15 protein-coding genes and 1 tRNA gene are annotated in these 20,010 nt (G+C 60.8%); 13 read left to right on the top strand and 3 right to left on the bottom strand.

The annotated features are described in order from the left end of the window. The first annotated feature begins 127 nt into the window (after positions 1–127). Genes ACX80A_RS04865 through ACX80A_RS04850 form a run of 4 tightly spaced genes read left to right on the top strand, consistent with a single transcriptional unit; the run spans position 128 to position 4,655 of the window. The gene (locus tag ACX80A_RS04865; RefSeq protein WP_459258554.1) at positions 128–2,050 is read left to right on the top strand and encodes an FAD-binding monooxygenase; all 1,923 of its coding nucleotides are present in this window, start codon (positions 128–130) and stop codon (positions 2,048–2,050) included. Beyond that, positions 2,047–2,433, top strand: a complete 387-nt coding sequence (locus tag ACX80A_RS04860) for a DUF5997 family protein (RefSeq protein ID WP_459258553.1) — start codon at positions 2,047–2,049, stop codon at positions 2,431–2,433. The genes ACX80A_RS04865 and ACX80A_RS04860 overlap by 4 nt, the downstream gene beginning before the upstream one ends. Before the next feature lie 55 nt (positions 2,434–2,488). Beyond that, complete coding sequence (locus ACX80A_RS04855; protein ID WP_459258552.1) at positions 2,489–3,598, top strand: glycosyltransferase; 1,110 nt, start codon at positions 2,489–2,491, stop codon at positions 3,596–3,598. Positions 3,599–3,605: 7 nt separating this feature from the next. Further along, positions 3,606–4,655: a glycosyltransferase gene (locus ACX80A_RS04850; protein ID WP_459258551.1), complete on the top strand. Its 1,050-nt coding sequence runs from the start codon at positions 3,606–3,608 to the stop codon at positions 4,653–4,655. On the opposite strand, the gene ACX80A_RS04845 is transcribed toward ACX80A_RS04850, so the two are convergent. Together ACX80A_RS04845 and ACX80A_RS04840 are read right to left on the bottom strand one after the other, a co-directional pair. Next, a complete protein-coding gene (locus ACX80A_RS04845) occupies positions 4,652–5,551 on the bottom strand; it encodes a glycosyltransferase family 2 protein (protein WP_459258550.1) in 900 nt (299 codons plus the stop codon). The genes ACX80A_RS04850 and ACX80A_RS04845 overlap by 4 nt on opposite strands. Beyond that, entirely contained in the window at positions 5,548–6,258 is a 711-nt protein-coding gene (locus tag ACX80A_RS04840; protein WP_459258549.1) for an SOS response-associated peptidase, read from the bottom strand. Before ACX80A_RS04840 ends, ACX80A_RS04845 begins: the two co-directional genes overlap by 4 nt. 102 nt (positions 6,259–6,360) lie before the next feature. Here ACX80A_RS04840 and ACX80A_RS04835 point away from each other — a divergent pair, with 102 nt between their 5' ends. Genes ACX80A_RS04835 through ACX80A_RS04825 form a run of 3 tightly spaced genes read left to right on the top strand, consistent with a single transcriptional unit; the run spans position 6,361 to position 12,184 of the window. Next, positions 6,361–7,125 carry a hypothetical protein gene (locus tag ACX80A_RS04835; protein ID WP_459258548.1) on the top strand — a complete coding sequence of 255 codons (765 nt, stop codon included), beginning with the start codon at positions 6,361–6,363 and terminating at the stop codon, positions 7,123–7,125. Next, on the top strand, positions 7,122–8,732 hold the full coding sequence (locus ACX80A_RS04830) for a DNA polymerase Y family protein (RefSeq protein WP_459258547.1): 1,611 nt from the start codon (positions 7,122–7,124) through the stop codon (positions 8,730–8,732). Before ACX80A_RS04835 ends, ACX80A_RS04830 begins: the two co-directional genes overlap by 4 nt. Before the next feature lie 32 nt (positions 8,733–8,764). After that, entirely contained in the window at positions 8,765–12,184 is a 3,420-nt protein-coding gene (locus ACX80A_RS04825) for an error-prone DNA polymerase (protein ID WP_459258546.1), read from the top strand. A gap of 95 nt (positions 12,185–12,279) precedes the next feature. Here ACX80A_RS04825 and ACX80A_RS04820 read toward each other — a convergent pair. Continuing rightward, a tRNA-Leu gene (locus ACX80A_RS04820) sits at positions 12,280–12,362 on the bottom strand. Positions 12,363–12,686: 324 nt separating this feature from the next. On the opposite strand from ACX80A_RS04820, the gene ACX80A_RS04815 reads away from it, so the two are divergent. Genes ACX80A_RS04815 through ACX80A_RS04790 form a run of 6 tightly spaced genes read left to right on the top strand, consistent with a single transcriptional unit; the run spans position 12,687 to position 19,992 of the window. Continuing rightward, a complete protein-coding gene (locus tag ACX80A_RS04815; protein WP_459258545.1) occupies positions 12,687–13,412 on the top strand; it encodes an FhaA domain-containing protein in 726 nt (241 codons plus the stop codon). Between the two features lie 2 nt (positions 13,413–13,414). Continuing rightward, a complete protein-coding gene (locus ACX80A_RS04810) occupies positions 13,415–13,900 on the top strand; it encodes an FHA domain-containing protein FhaB/FipA (RefSeq protein WP_459258544.1) in 486 nt (161 codons plus the stop codon). Positions 13,901–13,944: 44 nt separating this feature from the next. After that, positions 13,945–15,408, top strand: a complete 1,464-nt coding sequence (locus ACX80A_RS04805; protein WP_459258829.1) for a PP2C family protein-serine/threonine phosphatase — start codon at positions 13,945–13,947, stop codon at positions 15,406–15,408. After that, positions 15,405–16,808, top strand: coding sequence for an FtsW/RodA/SpoVE family cell cycle protein (locus ACX80A_RS04800; protein ID WP_459258543.1), 1,404 nt, complete (start codon positions 15,405–15,407; stop codon positions 16,806–16,808). Before ACX80A_RS04805 ends, ACX80A_RS04800 begins: the two co-directional genes overlap by 4 nt. After that, positions 16,805–18,247 carry a peptidoglycan D,D-transpeptidase FtsI family protein gene (locus ACX80A_RS04795; protein WP_459258542.1) on the top strand — a complete coding sequence of 481 codons (1,443 nt, stop codon included), beginning with the start codon at positions 16,805–16,807 and terminating at the stop codon, positions 18,245–18,247. Before ACX80A_RS04800 ends, ACX80A_RS04795 begins: the two co-directional genes overlap by 4 nt. Beyond that, positions 18,244–19,992 carry a protein kinase domain-containing protein gene (locus ACX80A_RS04790; protein ID WP_459258541.1) on the top strand — a complete coding sequence of 583 codons (1,749 nt, stop codon included), beginning with the start codon at positions 18,244–18,246 and terminating at the stop codon, positions 19,990–19,992. Before ACX80A_RS04795 ends, ACX80A_RS04790 begins: the two co-directional genes overlap by 4 nt. The last annotated feature ends 18 nt before the right edge of the window (positions 19,993–20,010 follow it).

Genomic DNA, 20,010 nt, shown 5'->3' with positions numbered 1-20,010 from the left:
GTGTCCTACGTCATTTCCGCCGTACAGTTCTAGCTACGACATTCGATTATCGAATAGCTTGTTCGAATATAGAACTTTTAGAATTGTAAAATCCAGCAGTTTCACACCGAAGTGAGCGAGGAATACCGTGCATTTTCACCATCACGGCTATGTATCAGGTGATCCGCGGGTCCAGGCAGCGTCCGGCGTCGGTATCGACAGGCCAGACGATTTGCCCGATAAGGTGGATGTGCTGATCGTCGGCAGCGGGCCGGCCGGAATGCTCGCGGCCGCCCAGTTATCCCAATTTCCTACAATCGCCACTCGCATTGTTGAGCGCCGTCCCGGCCGACTCGCGATTGGGCAGGCTGACGGCATCCAGGCGAGGAGTGTTGAGACCTTTCAGGCCTTCGGGTTCGCCGAGCGCATTACTGCAGAGGCATACCGGATTACCGAGATGGCGTTTTGGAAACCCGACCCGGCGGATCCCTCCCGTATTGTCCGGACCGCCCGCCCGCTCGACGACCCGGCGGGCGTCAGCGAATTCCCGCACCTCATCGTCAACCAGGCGCGTGTGCTCGACTACTTTGCCGAGGTCATGGCCAACTCCCCCACCCGCATGAAACCCGACTACGGTCTCGATTTCGTTGAATTGACCGTCTCCGACGGGGACGAATACCCGGTCGCCGTCACACTTACCCACACCACCGGACCCCTCGAAGGAACGCAGCGGTCAGTGCGGGCCAAATACGTGATCGGCGCCGACGGAGCCCGCAGCAAGGTCCGAACCGCCATCGGCTGCACGCTCGCCGGTGATGCAGCGAATCATGCGTGGGGAGTCATGGATGTTCTTGCCGTCACCGATTTCCCGGACATCCGGCTGAAGTGCGCTATTCAGTCCGGTACTGGTGGAAGCATCCTTCTCATTCCCCGGGAGGGTGGCCACCTCTTCCGCATGTATGTCGACCTGGGCGACGTCGATACACACACCAAAGGCGAAATCCGCAGCACCACGATTGAGGAGATCATTCACAAGGCCAACGCCATCCTTCACCCCTACACGCTGGACGTCCGCAACGTCGCCTGGCACAGCGTGTATGAGGTGGGACACCGCCTCACTGACCGCTTCGACGACGTCCGACCCGAGGAGCTCGGCAGCCGTACCCCTCGGGTCTTCATCACCGGGGACGCCTGCCACACACATAGCGCGAAAGCCGGCCAGGGAATGAACGTCTCCATGCAGGACGGTTTCAATATTGCCTGGAAACTCGGCCACGTTCTGGAAGGCCGCAGCCCCGAAAGCCTGCTGTCCACCTACTCCGCCGAGCGGCAGGTCGTAGCGAAAAACCTGATCGACTTCGACAAGCAGTGGTCCTCTTTGATGGCCCGGAAACCCGAGGAATTTGAGGACCCGACGGAACTTGAGACCTTCTACACCAGCACCATGGAGTTCCCCGCCGGATTCATGACCGAGTACATGCCCTCCCTGATTGTCGGTGAGGCAACGCACCAGCAGCTCGCCGCGGGGTTCCCCATCGGCAAACGTTTCAAGTCAGCGCCGGTGATACGCGTCTGTGACACCAACCCTCTTCAGCTTGGCCATCAGGCGATGGCCGACGGGCGGTGGCGCATCTACGTCTTCGCCGATGAAGCCCTGCCGGGTACCCAGTCGAAGGTCGGCACCTTCGCCGACTGGCTGGCATCCGCGCCGAATTCCCCGCTCGTCTTGACGCCAGAGGACACCGACCGCGACTCGTGGTTCGACGTCAAAGTGATCTACCAGCAGGATCACCAGAGCCTCGACATCAACGCTGTGCCAGCGGTATTCAAGCCCCAGGTGGGGCCGTTCAAACTGAACTATCTGGAGAAGGTTTTCTGCGCCGACTCCGATCACGACATTTTCGGGTTGCGCGGACTGGACCGGGACGGCGTCGTCGTCATCGTCCGTCCGGACCAGTACGTGGCCCACGTGCTGCCACTCACGGCAAGGGCTGAGCTGGCCGCCTTCTTCGCACGAATGCAGACCGGGCGCAGGCCAGAAGCGGTGGGGGGAGCTAGGGTTGAGGAATGACCCCCGCAAAAAGCCCCCAGACCATGAAACCCGCTACAGCGGCGAAGAAACTGGGAATCTACCTACCAGCCGCACCACAGGAATTCCAGGACAACGACGTCGCCCGGGCCGAGTTCAATGATCTGCAGCAGCATCCCCCTGAATGGCTGGCTGAGCTTCGCCGCAGCGGACCTCACCCTCGCCCGGTAGTGGCACAGAAACTCGGTATTTCCATCAGCGGTCTGGCCCGTGGGGGAGTCACCGAGCCGCTCACCACCACCGACATCACTGCGCTCCTGCAGGAGCCGCCAGCGTGGCTGGTTGCTGAACGCGCCACCCACGCGGCGGTCCGGAAACAGGACCTGATCACCAAAAACCTTCACGCGGAGAAACCCGACCAGTAGTTCTCTCTCCCGTCTGCGTACCGATTTTTGACGGCAATGAAGCATACTTACTTTTATGCTGCTTGCACACCCGCTCACCATTGCCGTCATGGCACACCTGCACCATCCGATCGCCAGCCCCTATCCCGGCGGGCTGGAAATGCATACCGCCCTACTGACCGAAGAACTGACCGCCCGGGGCCATTCGGTGACCCTGTTCGCCAAGGACGGTAGTCGAACGCCGGGCACAGTGGTGCCCGTCCTGGACGCAGAATTCACCTTTATCAAGTATCCCGACGGCCCAGATCGCGATGCTCAGACGCACCTCCTCGATAATGCGCAGCGTGTCACTCTCGACCTGGTCGACAAGGGTGCTTTCGACGTCGTCATCAACAACTCGCTGAGCCCGTTGCCGCATGCCAATCCGCCGCGCCACCCCATGCTGTCCATCTTGCACACCCCACCATTGCCGCGGGTGACGGACGTCTTTGACGCCGCCGATTACAGCCCGCCCCCGCGACACCGGTTTGTTAGCGTGTCGGCCGCCAATGCGCTGCAGTGGAAAAATCATCTGCAGAACATCAGCGTGGTCCACAATGGAATCCGTCTCGAGGAATGGCGCACTGCAGGTCCAGCCCGACGACGGCCCAATACAGCTGTCTGGTCCGGGAGGATTACCCCCGAGAAGGGTCTGCATGTGGCAATTGAAGCTGCCACTCTCGCCGGGATGCGCATCCGTTTTGCCGGTCCTATCAGTGATCAGGACTACTTCGATCGGACCATCGCCCCGCTGCTGAGCGAATCGGTCCAGCATGTTGGCCACCTCGACCACGGCCAACTGGCGTCTTTCCTCAGCTCAGGAGCGGTGTTCATCTCCTCACCGTTATGGGCCGAACCCTTCGGGTTGAGCACCGTTGAAGCGATGGCTTGCGGTACACCGGTGGCTGCTCTGCCCTGTGGGGCGATGGCTGAAATCATTGACGATCGGGCCGGGGTGGTCGCCAAGGGGTTTTCGGCGGCTGACCTGGCGCTGTCCGTTGAACAAGCCCGCGGGGCAGACGGGAGGGAGGTGCAGGCCTCGGCGTCGCGGTTCGCAGCTGAGGTCATGATTGACAGCTATGAAAAGCACCTCGGGGAGTTGGTGGGCCAAAACCTGCTGGCTGCCTCCGAGATGCTAGCGTCCTAGGGAACCGATGACCCTCCCCCGCGTTGCCTATTACACGCACCATCACGGGTCCGGACACCTGCGCCACGCCTTGGCTATCGCACGGTTACAGGTTGTTGATCTCCTGGTTACGGGCTCGACCGAACCGCCCGGGCTAAATGACATCCCGCACACCCGCTTTGCCCAGCTTACTGCTGACATCCGACCCGACGGCGAGCCCTACCCGGTACCCCCTGAACCGTTTCTGCATTACGCACCAACCCACTCAACCATCAGGGACCGGTTCTCCCAGTTGCATGCTGCCTGGCAGGATTTCGATCCCCAGGTTGTCATCATCGACGTTTCCGCCGAGGCTGCAGTCTTTGCCCGGCTCTGTGGGTATCCGGTGCTTTACCGGCGGATGCCCGGAGACCGGTCAGACGTGGCGCACCAAACCGCCTACGCTGCGGCCACCGGGCTGTTCGCCTACTACCCTCAAACGCTGGAGGACCCCGCCTATGGTGAGGCGTATGGAGATCGGACACAGTATCTGGGGATGCTCGAACCAACGGGTTCTGCGTCCGCCGGGCCCGTCTCCACCGGCGGGAAAGTCATTGCGGTTCAGACCAGCCTTGGCGGCAGCGGAGTCAGCGTCACTGAGATTGCCAGGGCTGCACGATCGTGCCCCGAGTGGCAGTGGAATGTGGTGGGTCTCAGCTCCGGCAGTGCCGACCTGCCATCGAATGTGCGCCTGCTCGGCGTTCTCAAGGACCCGCGCCCGGACCTGGCGGCGGCGGATCTAGTCGTCACGTCGTCCGGCTACCACGCCGTCGCGGCAGCGGCAGCGGCCGGCCGGCCCACCGTCCTGGTGCCAGAGGAGCGGCCTTTCGGTGAGCAAACCGCCTTTGCCCGCGCGCTGAATAGGTCAGCAGGAATCCCGATGGCTGAGACCTGGTCAACGGCGGCATGGCCAGAGCTCCTACGCCAGGCTGTGGGATCGGATGCCGGAGCGCTACGGGCGGCCCTGTTTGTCAGCCGCGACACCTTTAGCGACCGGTTGCTTGACCTGGTATCGAGAGCCTCGGCGGCGGGCCTCTAGTACGGCGCATTCACCCGTGCCGCGGCGACCTCACCCGTGGTGGGCTGTCTGAGCACGTCGATTGTGTGGCCATCGTCGGCCCAGGCGATGTGCCCGGCGTCGGCGAAGGCCGTCAACCAACCGGTCATCGGCCACACCCCCCATTTGCTGTAGAACACGAGGCTGTTCGCAATGATGTCGGAGAAGTGCTGCAGTGGGGGGCGAGTGACGCCGTGATGCTGGTGGAACATGGTGGCGCTGGAGAACGAAAGATTCACGCCACGATCCCGGGCGGTGAAGGAAAAATCGGTGTCCTCCCCACCGTATCCGGTGAACGTCTCATCGAAGCCGCCGATCCGTCCGAAATCGCCGGCCGTAACGGCGAAACCCAGAGACCAGAACAGTTCGAAACGGTCGGTGGGGGTCGGCGGTTCGCCGTCTGCCGGCGCCAGGGACCTCCGCGCGTGGTGAGGCAGGGAGGCCCGCATCAGCCCTGCATCGCCGTCGTGTTCAGGAAACCCGGCGGCACTGAGGTAGCGGGGCTGGGCCATGACCATTCCCCCGGCGTCCACCAGGTCCCGAAGCAGGGTCTCACACAATGTGCTGGCCGGGATGCAGTCCACGTCCAGGAAGATGAGGGCCTCAGTCGAAGCGGCTACGGCTGCTGCATTGCGAGCGGCTGCGAGGTTGAGGGTGCCGGTGGCCGATGCTGGAAGATGGACAATCCGCTGAGGAATCGTTGAAGCCAGCGGCGCGGGATTTGGTTGGCCCATGTAGGCAACCACCAATTCAGTGGGCTGCAGGGTTGAACGGTTAAGACCCGCCACCAGATTGGCGAGGTGGTGATCCCGATTGGCGCTGAGGACGAGGACGGAGAAGTCTGGAACCGGGAGATCAGTGACTGCTGAGACTGTCATGTAGCAACGGGTTCAATCAGCTGCGGCCCATTGTTGCGGACCGAGCCGACGGCGTTACCTACCACGCGGGGCACCAGTAGAGGTTCAGGGATGGCGTCGATCAGTGTCTGCACATCAGTGCTACTGGTCATTCGTGGATCAAGCCATTCTGGGTAAAGGTCTGCGGGAAGAATGAGCGGTGTCCGGTCGTGAATATGGCCAAGCGTGTCGCTGGCCGTGGTGGTGATGATGGTGCAGCTACGCAGCCATTTTTCCTGATGATCTTCGGGAAGTGCTGGGTCCGGCCAGTATTCATAGAGGGCCGCGAAGGCGAGCATGTCGTTGGTTTGGCCATGTAGATAGGTGGGTATTTTGCCGTCCGTCCCCTTCTCCCACTCGTAGTAGCCGTTGGCCATCACAATGCCCCGACGACGTGAGGCAGCGGTGCGGAAGGACGGTTTCTCGAGGATAGTCTCAACCCGCGCATTGATCAGGGGTGGGCCCTTCTTTGGGGCTTTCAGCCAGGACGGCACCAGTCCCCACCGGGCGGTGGTCAAGTGTCGGGTCGGATGACCATTTGTATCAGAAAGACGTTCCAGCAGGAGCCGTACGGTATCTGTGGGGGCAACGTTGTAGGAAGGTTCCGGCAGATCCTTGTCAACAAAGTCAACGTCAAACAGGTCGATGAGGTCCTGGTCAGATCCCGCCACCACAAAACGTCCGCACATGAGGATAGGGTACTCCGGGGAACCTTTAAACCATATGTTCAGAAGGTTTGAAGCCCCGAACCACCGATTGACTTAATCGAACATATATTCGAAAATTAAAGGGTGAGCGCATCAGCAACCAGCCCTGTAATGTCTCCGGGATACGCCCCGGAACAGGACATGCTGGTGCCAGAAACCGCTGGTAAATCCCGCAGTGAGTCCGGGCTGCAGGAGATGATCAATCAAATGCAGGGAAGCCGGTTGGGATCCCGGCGGTTGCCTACCATTCCTTCTCTCGGGCGAATCCTCCCTGGCGGTGGTCTGATGGCTGGCGCCGCCTACTCAGTTGAAAACTCCACCACGCTGGCGATGGCCTTACTTGCTGGCCCGTCAGGCTCTGGCGCCTGGTGCAGCGTGATCGGTATCCCCGACTTCAACGTTGAGGCCGCAGCAAACCTGGGTATTGATCTGGATCGTCTGATTCTCATTCCCCAGCTGGAGGGCCAATGGTTGGCAGCCACAGCAGCAATGGTGGACGTTGTGTCGGTCATCCTGACCAAGGCGCCATCGACCATTACTGGCTCAGATGTGGCACGGCTCAGGGCGCGGTTACGGCAGCGCGGAGCAGTCTTGATCACCGTGGGTGCCTGGCCGCAGAGCGAAGCTGTGCTCAGCGTGTCAGAAAACAGGTGGGGGGGCTTGGGATCCGGGGCAGGACACCTCCAGACCCGTAGGTTGAAGGTAACCGTCAAGGGACACAATGGTCGCTCCAGAAGTTCGGAACTTTCCCTGACCGAACTACGGCAAAGCACATGGTCCCAGTTCCCCGGTGCTGGCAGCGGTGATAAGGGTCGGCCTTTCATCCCCCGGGTGGTGAGTGCTTCATGAAGCTGCAGGCATTTCCTCAACCGCCGCGGCGGAGCGCCACCAGAGTCATGATGCTCTGGATCCCGGACTGGCCGATTACCGCTGCCCTCCGTGAACTTGACGTTCCAGTTAATGCTCCCCTCGCACTTATTGACAAGGGAGAGGTGTTTGCCTGTTCCCCTTCGGCGCGGGCCGAGGGCGTGAGACGTGGGCTAAGGATCCGGGAAGCCCAGGCACGATGCCCTGAACTCGTCGTCGAACGCTACGCTCCGGACCTCGATGAACGGGTCTTTGAACCAGTAGTCGCCGGTATTGAAAAGATGATGCCGGGAGTCCAGGTGGTACGCCCGGGGTTGTGCGCCATCCACGCCCAGGGACCCAGCAGGTACTACGGCGGCGAGTCTCCCGCCGCATCGGTACTCCTCACCACGCTCGCTTCGTTTGGACTGAACACTGCAAGAATTGGTGTTGCCGATTCACCGTTCGCAGCTGAGCATGCAGCCCGTGCCACAGAGGTTCTCGAGGGCGCTGAACAAGACCCCATCTGGGTTGTCCCACCCGGCGAATCACCACACTTCTTGAGCACGTTTCCCTTGGATGTGCTTGGTGAACCCAAACTCGCAGTCCTGCTGCGACGGCTGGGAATCAGGACTCTAGGCGACTTTGCCAGATTGGATTCCGGCGACATCCGCAATCGGTTCGGCGTCGATGGAGCCCTCGCTCACAGCAAAGCCAGCGGGTTCGATCACCGCACTGTCGTGGCCCGAAAGCCTCCGCCCGAACTGGATGTCGTCGTCGACTTCGAACCGGCTCTGGTTCGAATTGATGAACTCGCTTTCGCCTTCCGCATCGCTGCTGATCGCTTTGTTGACCATCTTCGCGAGACAGGTCTCGTGTGTACCGCGGTGCGGGTGGTGCTGCACTCCGAATCAGGTGAAGTGTCTGACCGGCTCTGGAAGCATCCACGATGGTTTGATGCCGATGATGTTCTCGATCGCGTGAGGTGGCAACTGCAGGGCGGAGGACTGGTTGAGCACGGACTGCAATCGGGCATCACCCGGGTGCAAACAATTCCTGACACTGTTGAGGATCTGGGTGACCACGCGGACGGGCTGTGGGGTACTGGACCCGATGAAAGCATTCATCACGGGCTGGCCCGTGTACAAAGCATGCTGGGGCACGGGGCTGTGCTTACTGCGATAGTTGCAGGGGGCAGGATGCTCAAGGACCGCAGGGTGTTCATCCCCTGGGGTGACTCAGCAACCAGTCATCCGGCAATGGCAAAGTCGCGCCAGGGTCAGCCCTGGCCTGGACGGCTGCCGGGGCCGGCTCCTGCTACCGTCTTCGACACTCCCCTCGAGGTGCTCGTGCAGGATACTGCGGGGTGCACCGTTGACGTTGACCCCCGAGGAGTGCTCACCAGCATCCCTGCGCAGTTCGCTGCGCCAGGAACAACCACCCGCCAGCGCACGGTGCAGCATTGGGCCGGGCCTTGGCCAATCAACGAACGATGGTGGGATTCAACGGGCCGCGTACTCAACCGTTTTCAGCTGGTGGATGATACCGGTGCGGCCTGGCTACTGCTGCTTGAGGACCACCGTTGGTGGGCTGAGGCCAGCTATGACTAGGGCCAGGCAATTAAAGGAACAGCGGGGCCGCCATGGGGTGGAGTAATCCCCCCATTTCGTGGTCAGAGTTTGAGCGAACCCTTTCCGACCGCCGTCGTCCTGGTGCGCCCCCCGTCGGTGCTGACGGCGGTGACAGCCCAGCCTGGTCACCGAAACGCCAACCATACCGGGCGCCCGACGCAGAGATTCCTGAACCAACCGGTCCCTCGGTGCCCTACGCGGAACTTCACGTTCACTCAAACTTCAGCTTTCTCGACGGCGCATCAAGTCCCGAGCACTTAGTGGAGGAAGCTTACCGGCTGCGGTTGCATGGCCTGGCGTTGACCGATCATGACGGCCTCTATGGGGTGGTTCACCTTGCCGAAGCCGCCGAAAAATACCCACAGTTGAGCACAGTTTATGGCACCGAGCTGTCCCTGGATCTGCAGAAACCTCAAACCGGTGAACCCGATCCGGAAGGCAGCCATCTGTTGGTCCTCGCCCGGGGCGCAGAAGGCTACCGGCGGTTGGCAGGGGCCATCACCGCTGCACAGTTGGCCGAAGGCGCCGAGAAGGGAAAACCACGCTACAGCCTTGATGGGTTGGCGGGGCGGGCGGCAGACAGTTGGATGATTCTTACCGGCTGCCGAAAAGGTACTGTCCGTCAGGCGCTGAGGCGCGACGGCGAGAGAGGCGCCCGGCTCGCCGTCCGGCATCTGGTTGAGCTGTTTGGGCAGGACAATGTTGCTGTCGAGCTCACCGATCAGGGGAACCCGATGGACAGTGCTTTCAACGATGCACTGGCGGCTGTGGCGGCTCGGTTGAAACTTCCGGTGATCGCCACCAACAACGTGCACTATGCCTCACCCGACCAGCACCAACTGGCCACTGCCCTGGCTGCTGTGCGTGCACGGAGGAGCCTTGATGAGATGAACGGTTGGCTACCCGCTGCAGGTTCCGCTCATCTGCGCAGCGGAGCAGAAATGGCTGCACGGTTTGCTGCCTATCCCGGCGCGATCGAACGAACAGTGGATCTGGCGGACGACCTTGCCTTCAGGCTGCGGAGCGTCAAGCCCGGGCTGCCCAATCTGACACTTCCGGACGGACATACCCAGATGAGCTACTTGCGGAAACTGGTCTGGCAGGGCGCCGACAAGTTTTACCCGGGGCGGAGGGACATAGTGGAGCGGATTGAGAAGGAACTTGGCGTCATCGAGGACAAAAAGTTCCCCGGCTACTTCCTGATTGTTCACGACCTGGTGCACTTCGCCCGGAGGAAAGGGATTCTTTGCCAAGGTCGCGGCTCGGCGGCCAACTCGGCTGTCTGTTACCTGCTGGAAATCACTGCAGTCGATTCAATTCTGTACAACCTGCCATTTGAGCGTTTCCTTTCCAGCATGCGGGATGAGGAACCGGATATTGACGTCGACTTCGATTCCGACCGACGGGAGGAAGTCATTCAATATGTGTACAACAAGTACGGGAGATTCAATGCCGCCCAGGTAGCCAACGTGATCACCTACCGACCTAAATTTGCTGTCCGGGACATGGCTAAGGCTTTAGGCCACAGCCCGGGGCAGCAGGACGCCTGGTCCAAGCAGATTGAACGTTGGGGTGGACTCGTATCCAGCGACGACCACGACATCCCTGAGCCGGTTGTTCATCTGGCCCAGAGTGTTCTGAAATTCCCGCGGCACCTTGGCATCCATTCAGGGGGGATGGTGCTCACGGATCGGCCCGTCGGTGAAGTATGCCCGATTGAGGATGGACGAATGGAGAACCGGACCGTCCTGCAGTGGGACAAGGATGACTGCGCGTGGATGGGGTTGGTGAAGTTCGACCTGCTGGGCCTGGGAATCCTCGCCGCCATCCAGTACAACTTCGATCTGGCTGAGAAACATTTTGGTGAAAGGTGGAATCTGCACAGCGTTCCGAAGGAAGAGCAGGGCGTCTATGACATGCTCTGCTTCGCCGATTCCATCGGTGTATTCCAGGTGGAAAGTCGTGCCCAGATGGGCATGCTGCCCCGCCTCCAGCCACGGGAGTTTTATGACCTGGTAATTGAGGTGGCACTGGTGCGGCCAGGACCTATTCAGGGTGGGGCGGTCCACCCCTACATTAAACGGAAGCTGAAGGAGGAGGAGGTCACCTACCTGCATCCCAAACTGGAACCCGTGCTGGAACGAACTTTGGGAGTACCGCTCTTCCAGGAACAACTTATGCAGATGGCCATGGTGGTTGGTAACTGTTCGGGTGCCGACGCCGACCAGTTACGCCGGGCGATGGGGTCCAAACGAGGACTGGAACGCATTGATACCTTGCGGGACAAGCTGTATGTAGGGATGGCATCCAACGGCATCACCGGTGAGACGGCCGATTCGATCTACCGTAAAATCCAGGCCTTCGCCAACTTCGGTTTTGCTGAAAGCCATTCCATCAGCTTCGCCCTCCTGGTGTACGTCAGTGCCTGGTTGAGACTGCATTATCCTGGGGCCTTTCTTGCCTCACTGTTGCGAGCTCAGCCCATGGGATTCTATTCCCCGCAGACGCTGGTGGCGGATGCCCGCCGACATGGGGTGACAGTGCTACGGCCAGATCTGCTGCAGTCGGGGGTACACGCCGATCTTGAGCCACTCAACGAACATGTGGGTGCGGTTACAGAACAAGCCACCGGGATGGACACCTGCTGCGATCATGATCAGCCACCCGTTGGGCCTTTTGACCGAAAGATCCCTTTCGATTCGACGCTGCACCGGCGGGACGCCAACTTTGCCGTGCGTTTAGGCCTGGATAGCGTCCAGTCCATCGGGACCACGTTGGCTGAGCAGATCGTCTCCGAACGCCTCAACAACGGCGTTTTTGCGGATATGGCCGACCTGGTACGGCGCACTGAACTCAACGCCGCCCAGCTTGAATCCCTGGCAGCGGCAGGAGCATTCGAGTCAATGGGACTCACTGAGCGTGAAGCGCTCTGGAACGCCGGCCCCGCCGCTACCGAACGCGCGGGGCAGCTCAAGGGCACCACCGTGTATATCCAACCGCCGCTGTTCCCTGACCTCACCGCTGCAGACCGGGTCGCCTCTGACCTCTGGTCCACCGGCATCACCCCCGATGATCATCCCGTACGGCACATCAGATCAACCCTGGCCAGGCGTGGTGTGCTGACTGCCGCAGACCTGGTGCAGTCTGAGTCGGGACGCAGGGTTGAAGTGGGCGGTGTGGTAACCCACCGGCAACGACCAGCCACTGCCAGTGGCATTACCTTCATGAATCTTGAGGATGAGACGGGCCTGGTGAACGTGATCTGCTCGGTGGGAGTCTGGCAGCGATACCGGCGCATTGCCCGGGAAGCAAGTGGCGTGCTGGTCCGTGGCATGCTCGAGCGGTCCTCCGAAGGTGTGGTGAATATTGTGGCGGACAAGTTTGAAGTGCTGAAGATGAAGGCGACCACTAAATCCCGAGATTTTCAGTAAGTCCAGCATCACTATCCCGGCAACCGGCTCACAGCCCGGATCTCGAACTCGGCGCTTAACGAAGAAGACCCCCGGATAACCGGGGGTCCAAACCGTGCGCGAGGGGGGATTTGAACCCCCACACCCTTTCGGATACTGGCACCTGAAGCCAGCGCGTCTGCCGTTCCGCCACTCGCGCGCAACCGCCCAGAACTTCCCAACAAACGTTGAAGGACCTCCGAGAACAGCAGAAATAAGCATAACGGAGCATTGCTGAAATCACCTAAACGCCAAACAGTCCCCCAGAACGCCAGCTTGCAGTGAGTCCCCGGTGACACCAGTCCCGGTGCCGCAATTGTGATCAGATAGTGGTTGATGCACGAGCTGCGGTTAAGGCCTTTTCCAAAGGTCCCCAGTAGTATCGAACTGACCGTGTCGTACGTCGACCATGCCTTCGCGCACAACGAGGGCTCTGGACGGCTGTTCCGACCAGCTAACCAGTCGGAAGGTGAGGAGGCAGCAAATGGGCATTCTGGATAACGTGGAACGCGGATTGGAGAAGATTGTCCGGGGCGCCTTCTCGACCGGATCGCGGTCCCAGGTACAGCCTGTCGAGATCGCTAGTGCCCTCCGACGGGAGCTGGACACCAAAGCAATCACGCTGGCAGAAGGCCGCACCCTCGCACCGAATGTTTTCACGGCCAGGCTTTCCGAGTCGGACTTCGTACTCGCCCAGGAATGGGGGGCGCCGCTCGCTGAAGAGTTGTGCGACGTTGTCATTAAGCATGTCAATAGTCAGGGTTACACCCTGCGAGGTCCCGTCAAGGTGTCATTCACCCGCGACACTGACCTTAAAGCTGGGGTTTTCGAGATTGACTCCGCGACCGAGAAGCAGGATGGCCCACGCCGGCAGGCAACCCCCAATGCACCCACCCGCCAACCGACCAGGCTGCAGCCCGTCCTTGATCTCGATGGCCAGCGCTATTCACTCAACGCTGGATCGATAGTCCTTGGTCGTTCTTCTGAAGCAGACATTCTTGTCGATGACACAGGGGTATCGCGGAAGCACCTCGAGATCCGCACCCAGGGTGGCACCACCCAGGCTGTCGACCTCGGCTCCACCAACGGCAGCTACGTGAACGGGCAGCGCGTCCAAGGCGAAACCGATCTGACTGACGGATCGATCATCACCATGGGCCGCACGCGCATGACCTTCCGGCTTATGCCGGTTCCGAACGGTGGCCGGTAGGAATGAATGACCTAAGTGAACTGACCCTCACCGTGCTCCGGTATGGCTTCCTGATTCTGATCTGGATTCTCGTAATCAGCGTGGTGAGCGCTTTACGACGGGATCTGGTGGTTGGCAGTAGAAACCGCCTCGGCACTCCCTCCGCGCGTCAGGCGCGAAAGCACCCCGAGCTGATCGAAGAGCCTCCATCCCGCGTAACAGCGCGCACCCTGGTCGTCACCGAAGGCCCGCTGAAGGGCACCACTCTGGAACTTTCCTCCAGTCCCATCCTGCTGGGGAGGGCACAAGAAGCGACCCTGGTACTCGAGGATGACTACGCCTCCGGTCGTCATGCGCGCCTGTTTCCACAAGGGAGCCGCTGGTTCATTGAGGATCTGGGTTCCACCAACGGCACCTTCCTTGCGGGCAGTCAGCTAACCCGCGCGCTGCCTGTTGACCTGGGTGTTCCCGTTCGGATCGGCAAGACGGTCATTGAATTGAGGTCATAACATTGGCCTACATTATGCGTTTTGCGGCGCGCTCGGACGTCGGGATGGTCCGCGCCAAGAACGATGACTCCGCCTACGTGGGCCGCTACCTTGCTGTCGTGGCTGACGGTATGGGCGGCCATGCGGGCGGTAACGTGGCGTCCGCGTCAACCGTGCTGGATCTGGTTCATTTGGACCGAAAAGATTACGACGACGGCGACGCGGCAAACCAGCTCGCCGACGAAATCCAGGCTGCCAATTCTCTACTCTCAGAACTGGTGGGTGCCAACCCTCAGCTGGCCGGGATGGGCACCACAGTCACCGCCCTCCTGCTCAACGGCAGCCGCCTCGAGTTCGCCCACATCGGTGACTCCCGGGCCTACCGGCTCAAAGATGACGTCTTTGAGCAGATCAGCGTCGACCACACCTTCGTGCAACGTCTCATCGACGAGGGGCGGCTGAAACCCGAGGAAGCTGACGTCCACCCGCACAAAAACGTTCTGATGCGGGTATTAGGGGACGTTGACGCGAGTCCCGAGCTGGATCTCCACTCTTTTGAGGTTACGGCCGGAGAGCGCTGGTTGCTGTGTTCGGATGGGCTCAACGCCGTTCTTGGGGATCCTCTCGTCGCACGGATCATGCGCGAGACGCCGGATCTGCGGGCCTGCGTCGATATGCTCATCGATTTGACCCTTGCTGGCGGTTCCCCCGACAACGTGACGATCGTCCTCGTCGAAATCGTCGAAGCGACGCCGGAGGATCTCCGGACCGCGGCCCTCACGGCCATTCCTCCCGCGAAAGTTGCGGCGGGCGAGAAAGAGGACGCTGAACCACCTGAAGCAAGGCCCGGTACAGCAATCCGCGCCGACGTGATCCGCCAAGATCTTTCGTTGCGGCCGCACATGCTGGTCGGATCGGCCGCCCTGGCTACCGAAACCGGCCAAATTCCGATTGTCACGCAACGCACCACCGAACGCCGCGCCGCCATGATGCTGACGCACAAAGCCGCAGTCGATGCAGAGATGTTCGGTGACGACGACGAAGAGCCCGCGAATAGCCGTAAGCGCTGGCTCGTCCCATCGTTTCTTGGACTAATGGCCCTGATTCTTGTTGCCGTCCTATGGTTCGGATATACCTGGACCCAGACCCGCTATTACGTCGCCGCCTATGAAGACAATGTCGCGATTTTTAACGGGGTCTCCCAGTCGATCGGCCCCGTGAAGCTCAGTCACCTCGATCAGGAAACCGACATCCCGGTATCCAACCTCCCGGAATATCAGCGCGCCCGTGTGGCCGGTTCGCTACCTGCCACCGACCTTGAACACGCCCAACGTATTGTCGAGGAACTCCGCGCCGACTTGCGTGCTGTGGCGTGCCCACCGGAGGACGAGACCCCTTCGCCATCCGCCTCACCCTCGCCGTCAGGGTCTTCTGATTTATCTGCCGAACCATCCAGCACTCCCAGCCCGGAAAGCACCGCCCAGGCGGCACCCGGTGACGCGCAGGACTGCCGAGACGAGACACTATGAGCGACGTCCTAACTGTTCCGAAATCACGCCGCGCGGTCGAAGCACTTCTCCTGGTGGTGGCCCTAGGAGTGGCGATCAGTGCCAACCTTATTGTGGGCCTGGACAAGCCCAACCCGCTCGACTCTGCCTTCTGGACCCAAAGCGGCATTCTCGCTGCGCTTGCTCTGGTCTTCCACCTCGTCCTCCGAATCAGAGCGAAGTATGCCGACCCGGTAATACTTCCTATTGTGATCGCGCTCAACGGCGTTGGCCTGGCGATGATCTACCGGATCGACCTGGCCAACGACACCACCGTTGCCGAGGACCAGTTTCTGTGGACGGCGGTGGCCATGGCGGCGTCGATTGCCGTCCTGCTGGTGTTCAAGGACCACCGGGTGCTCCGACGATTCACCTATATTTCCCTGATCGCCAGCGCCGTCCTACTGGTGCTACCGCTGTCGCCCCTCGGACTCGAGATCAACGGTGCCCGGATCTGGATCAACGTAGGCTTCGGAACCTTCCAGCCCGGAGAAATTGCAAAAATCACGCTCGCGATCTTCTTCGCGGGCTATCTGTCAACCAATCGTGATCTCATCCTGTTGGCCGGCAAAAAAGTGGGCCCACTGCAATTGCCCCGGTTCAAGGATCTCGCCCCCATGGTCGTGGCCTGGCTTGTCAGCATTGGAGTCCTGATCTTCCAGCGCGATCTCGGATCGTCGGTCCTTTTTTTCGGGCTGTTCATGGTGATGATCTACGTAGCCACCAGCCGGATCAGCTGGGTCCTCATCGGATTGCTCATGATCGCCGTCGGCGGATATGCAGCAGTCCAGCTGTTCAGCCACGTGTCGTTGCGCATAGATAGCTGGATCAACGCGTTCGATCCGGAAGTATTCAACCGTCAGTCTGGAAGTAGTTTCCAGGTGGTACAGGGGCTCTTCGGGCTCGCCAACGGTGGACTCTTCGGCACCGGTCTCGGTGAGGGACGCCCGGATCTGGTGATCTATGCCAACAGCGACATGATCATCGCCGCACTCGGCGAGGAGCTCGGGTTGATCGGCCTTTTCGGTATCATCATGCTCTTTGTCTTGTTGGTATCCCGGGGTATCCGCACAGCGCTTGGCACCAGGGATGGGTTCGGCAAACTGTTGGCCTGCGGCTTGTCCTTCACCATCGCCCTGCAGTGTTTTGTGGTGATGGGCGGAGTAACCCGGTTGATTCCCCTCACCGGTCTCACCACGCCGTTCATGTCCGCTGGCGGATCCTCCCTGCTCGCCAACTGGATTATCGTCGCTATTCTGCTGCTCATCTCGGAGTCCGCACGACGACCGGCAGTCACTGGACCGATGAAGGAATCTTTCCCTGACCGGCAGGATTTCCGGCCCGGGCCATCAACTGGTCGATCCGAGGAGGTCGGCGCATGAACCAGGCAATCAGGAACTCCTGGCTGGTAGCTCTCGCCATGTTCACGCTGGTCCTCGGATCACTCACGTTTGTTCAGTTCTTCGAAGCCGAAGCCCTTGCCGACAACGACTGGAATAACCGTTCGCTGCTTCAGGACTTTGGCAAGAACCGCGGGTCCATCCTCGTGGACGGACGGGCGGTAGCCGAGTCTGTCCCGTCCAACGATCAGTTCAACTACCAGCGGGTCTACAACGAACCGAATCTCTACGCCCATTTGACCGGGTTCTATTCGCTAGCCAACGGTGCAACGCAGTTGGAAAGCGTCATGGCGGACGAACTTTCGGGCACCAGTGACGATTTGTTCTACGATCGCATCGTTCAGTTGTTCTCCGGTGCACAAGCGCAGGGCGCATCGGTTGAGCTGACCATCGACCCGGAGATTCAACAACTAGCCTGGGACCTGATCCCGGACGGTCAACAAGGCTCGATAGTGGTGATGGAACCCGCAACCGGCAACATTCTTGCGATGGTATCCAAGCCGTCCTACGACCCCAATCTGCTGGCGGGACACGACACAGCGGTAGTGCTGGAAAACCTGGAGGAACTGTCCACAGTGCCCGGCCTCTCCCCCTACTTCAACCCCGCCACGGAATCCCTGGTGGCCCCTGGCTCTGTTTTCAAGTTGGTGGTTGCCGCAGCAGCACTGGAATCCGGAGACTTTGACGCCAGCTCTGAAATTCCGAACCCGCCGGTTCTCGATCTCCCGGGAACCGACGCTGGCCTTCCCAACTTCGTCAACGGTAATTGTGCCTCGCGGGCAACGGCGGACCTCGAGTTCGCCCTCGAACAGTCCTGCAATACGCCCTTCGCGCAGATTGCCTGGGATCTAGGGGCCCAAACGGTTCTGGAACAGGCGCAGGAGTTCGGTTTCGGTGAAACCTTCAACATTCCCGTGCGGGTCGAATCCAGCCAATTCCCAGCGGAACCGTCGCAGCCGGAACTCGCCCAATCGGCCATCGGCCAGTTTGATGTCCGAGTGACCCCCCTCCAGATGGCCATGGTGAATGCGGCGATCGCCAATGATGGGGTTCTCATGAAGCCGAACCTGGTCAAGGCCCTGCGAGCACCCGATCTGGAACGGATCAGTGCACCGGAACCCGAGGTGTTCAGGGAATCCATGAGCGCCGAGTCGGCGAACCAGCTCACCGAGTGGATGGTCAATGTGGTCAACAATGGCACGGCGCGCGGAGCTACCATCCCCGGTGTCGAAGTTGCGGGTAAGACCGGGACGGCCGAAGTTTCGGACCAGGGCGACAACGCCTGGTTCACCGGATTTGCACCCGCGGAAGACCCCCAGGTGGTGGTATCGATCGTGATGCAGAATGTGGACATTGCTACCGGTGCTCAACTAACCAGTCCAAGCGCCAAGCAACTGATAGAGGCGGTGTTGAATAAGTGAGGCCTACATCAGGAATCACCTTAGGCGGACGGTTCAAGCTGACCGACCGGATTGCCATTGGCGGAATGGGTGAGGTCTGGAAAGCGATGGACCAGGTCCTGGGCCGTGAAGTTGCCATCAAGATTCTGAAGGAGGAGTACACCGGCGATCCCAATTTCCTCGACCGCTTTCGCGCCGAGGCACGGCACACCGCCCTGCTGAATCACGACGGGATCGCCAACGTTTTCGACTACGGCGAAGAGGGGGGCTCCGCCTACCTCGTAATGGAACTGGTCCCGGGCCAGCCGCTCTCAACCATTATCGAGCGCGAACAGATTCTGTCCCCGGACCGCACCCTGTCGATCGTCGGACAGACCGCAACGGCCCTTTCCGTCGCCCACCGTCAGGGACTGGTGCACCGCGATGTTAAGCCGGGCAACCTGCTGATCCTGCCGGACGGTCGGGTCAAAATCACCGACTTTGGAATCGCCCGACTGGCCGATCAGGTTCCATTGACCGCCACTGGACAGGTGATGGGCACGGCCCAGTACCTTGCGCCCGAGCAGGCCACCGGCCAGGCCGCTACCGGGTCCAGTGATATTTATGCGCTGGGTGTGATTGGTTACGAGCTGCTAGCTGGCCGTCGCCCGTTCTCCGGCGAATCCCAGATCGCTATTGCCTTGGCTCAGGTCAATGATGCCCCCCCACCCCTTCCCGAGACCATCCCCACGCCCGTCCGTGCACTCATCGCTTCGATGCTCGCCAAGGACCCCGCCGAACGTCCGGCCGACGCCGAATTGTTGGCCCAGGCGGTCGCCGCCATCAGGCGCAATGACATCCGCGCCGCCGAGGCCGCGGTCCCGGGAATGCTCCTCTTCGGCGCAGGCACCGGGCCGATCACCGCTCCGGTACCCGCACCCCAAACCGCGGCGACGAGAGCTGTACCGTCGTCGACGTCGTCACTGCCGGTCGCAGGAACCGGCGTAGTTGCCGCGTCCCGCGAATGGCACGACGACGACATAGACCGGGACGACCCCGTTCAGGAATCCCGGGGCCGAAGCCCCTGGCTGATCCCGCTGGTTCTCCTGTTCCTGTTGGTGGGATTTGGTGTCGGACTGTTCTTCCTCTGGCCCGTGCTCACCGGCGCTGGCGACGATCCCACCATCCCTCCAGTGACCACGACGGCCGTGACCACCAACGCAACTCCAAGCGATACAGAGACGGAAACGCCAACCACTGAACCTCCGACGACTGAGCCGCCGACCACTGAGCCCGAGGAAACCGTGACAACCACAGAAGCAGAAATCGTAATAAACGCTGCGCAATTCGAGGGCAGACCAGTTGACGACGTAGTTGCTGAATTAGCGGCGCTTGGTTTGGCTGTCACGACCGTCGAAGAGAACTCCGCCGACGTATCCGAGGGGTTAGTGCTTGGTGTCAGCCCAGTCGGAACCCTCACCCGCGGCGCTGAGGTGACCGTGACGGCTTCCTCCGGGCCCGCACCGGTTGATGTACCGTCCGGATTGGTAGGGTCCACCGAGCAGGAACTGATGCAGGCACTCGCCAACGCGGGCCTGCAGGGCGCCAATTCGAGCCAGGAAGAATCCGGCGAACCCGCCGGAACGGTCCTCAGTGTGGCCCCCACCGAAGGGTCGAAAGTTGAGCCCGGCAGCACTGTGAACTACGTGGTGTCCTCGGGCCCGCCGGAGACCACCCCGCCCCCTGAACAGACCGCCAGCCCCGCACCCCCCACCGAAGCGCCGTAGCGCTCCTCAACTACTCGG

Source organism: Arthrobacter sp. TMN-50, assembly GCF_054511125.1.
This window is presented reverse-complemented; position numbering and strand designations above follow the sequence as displayed.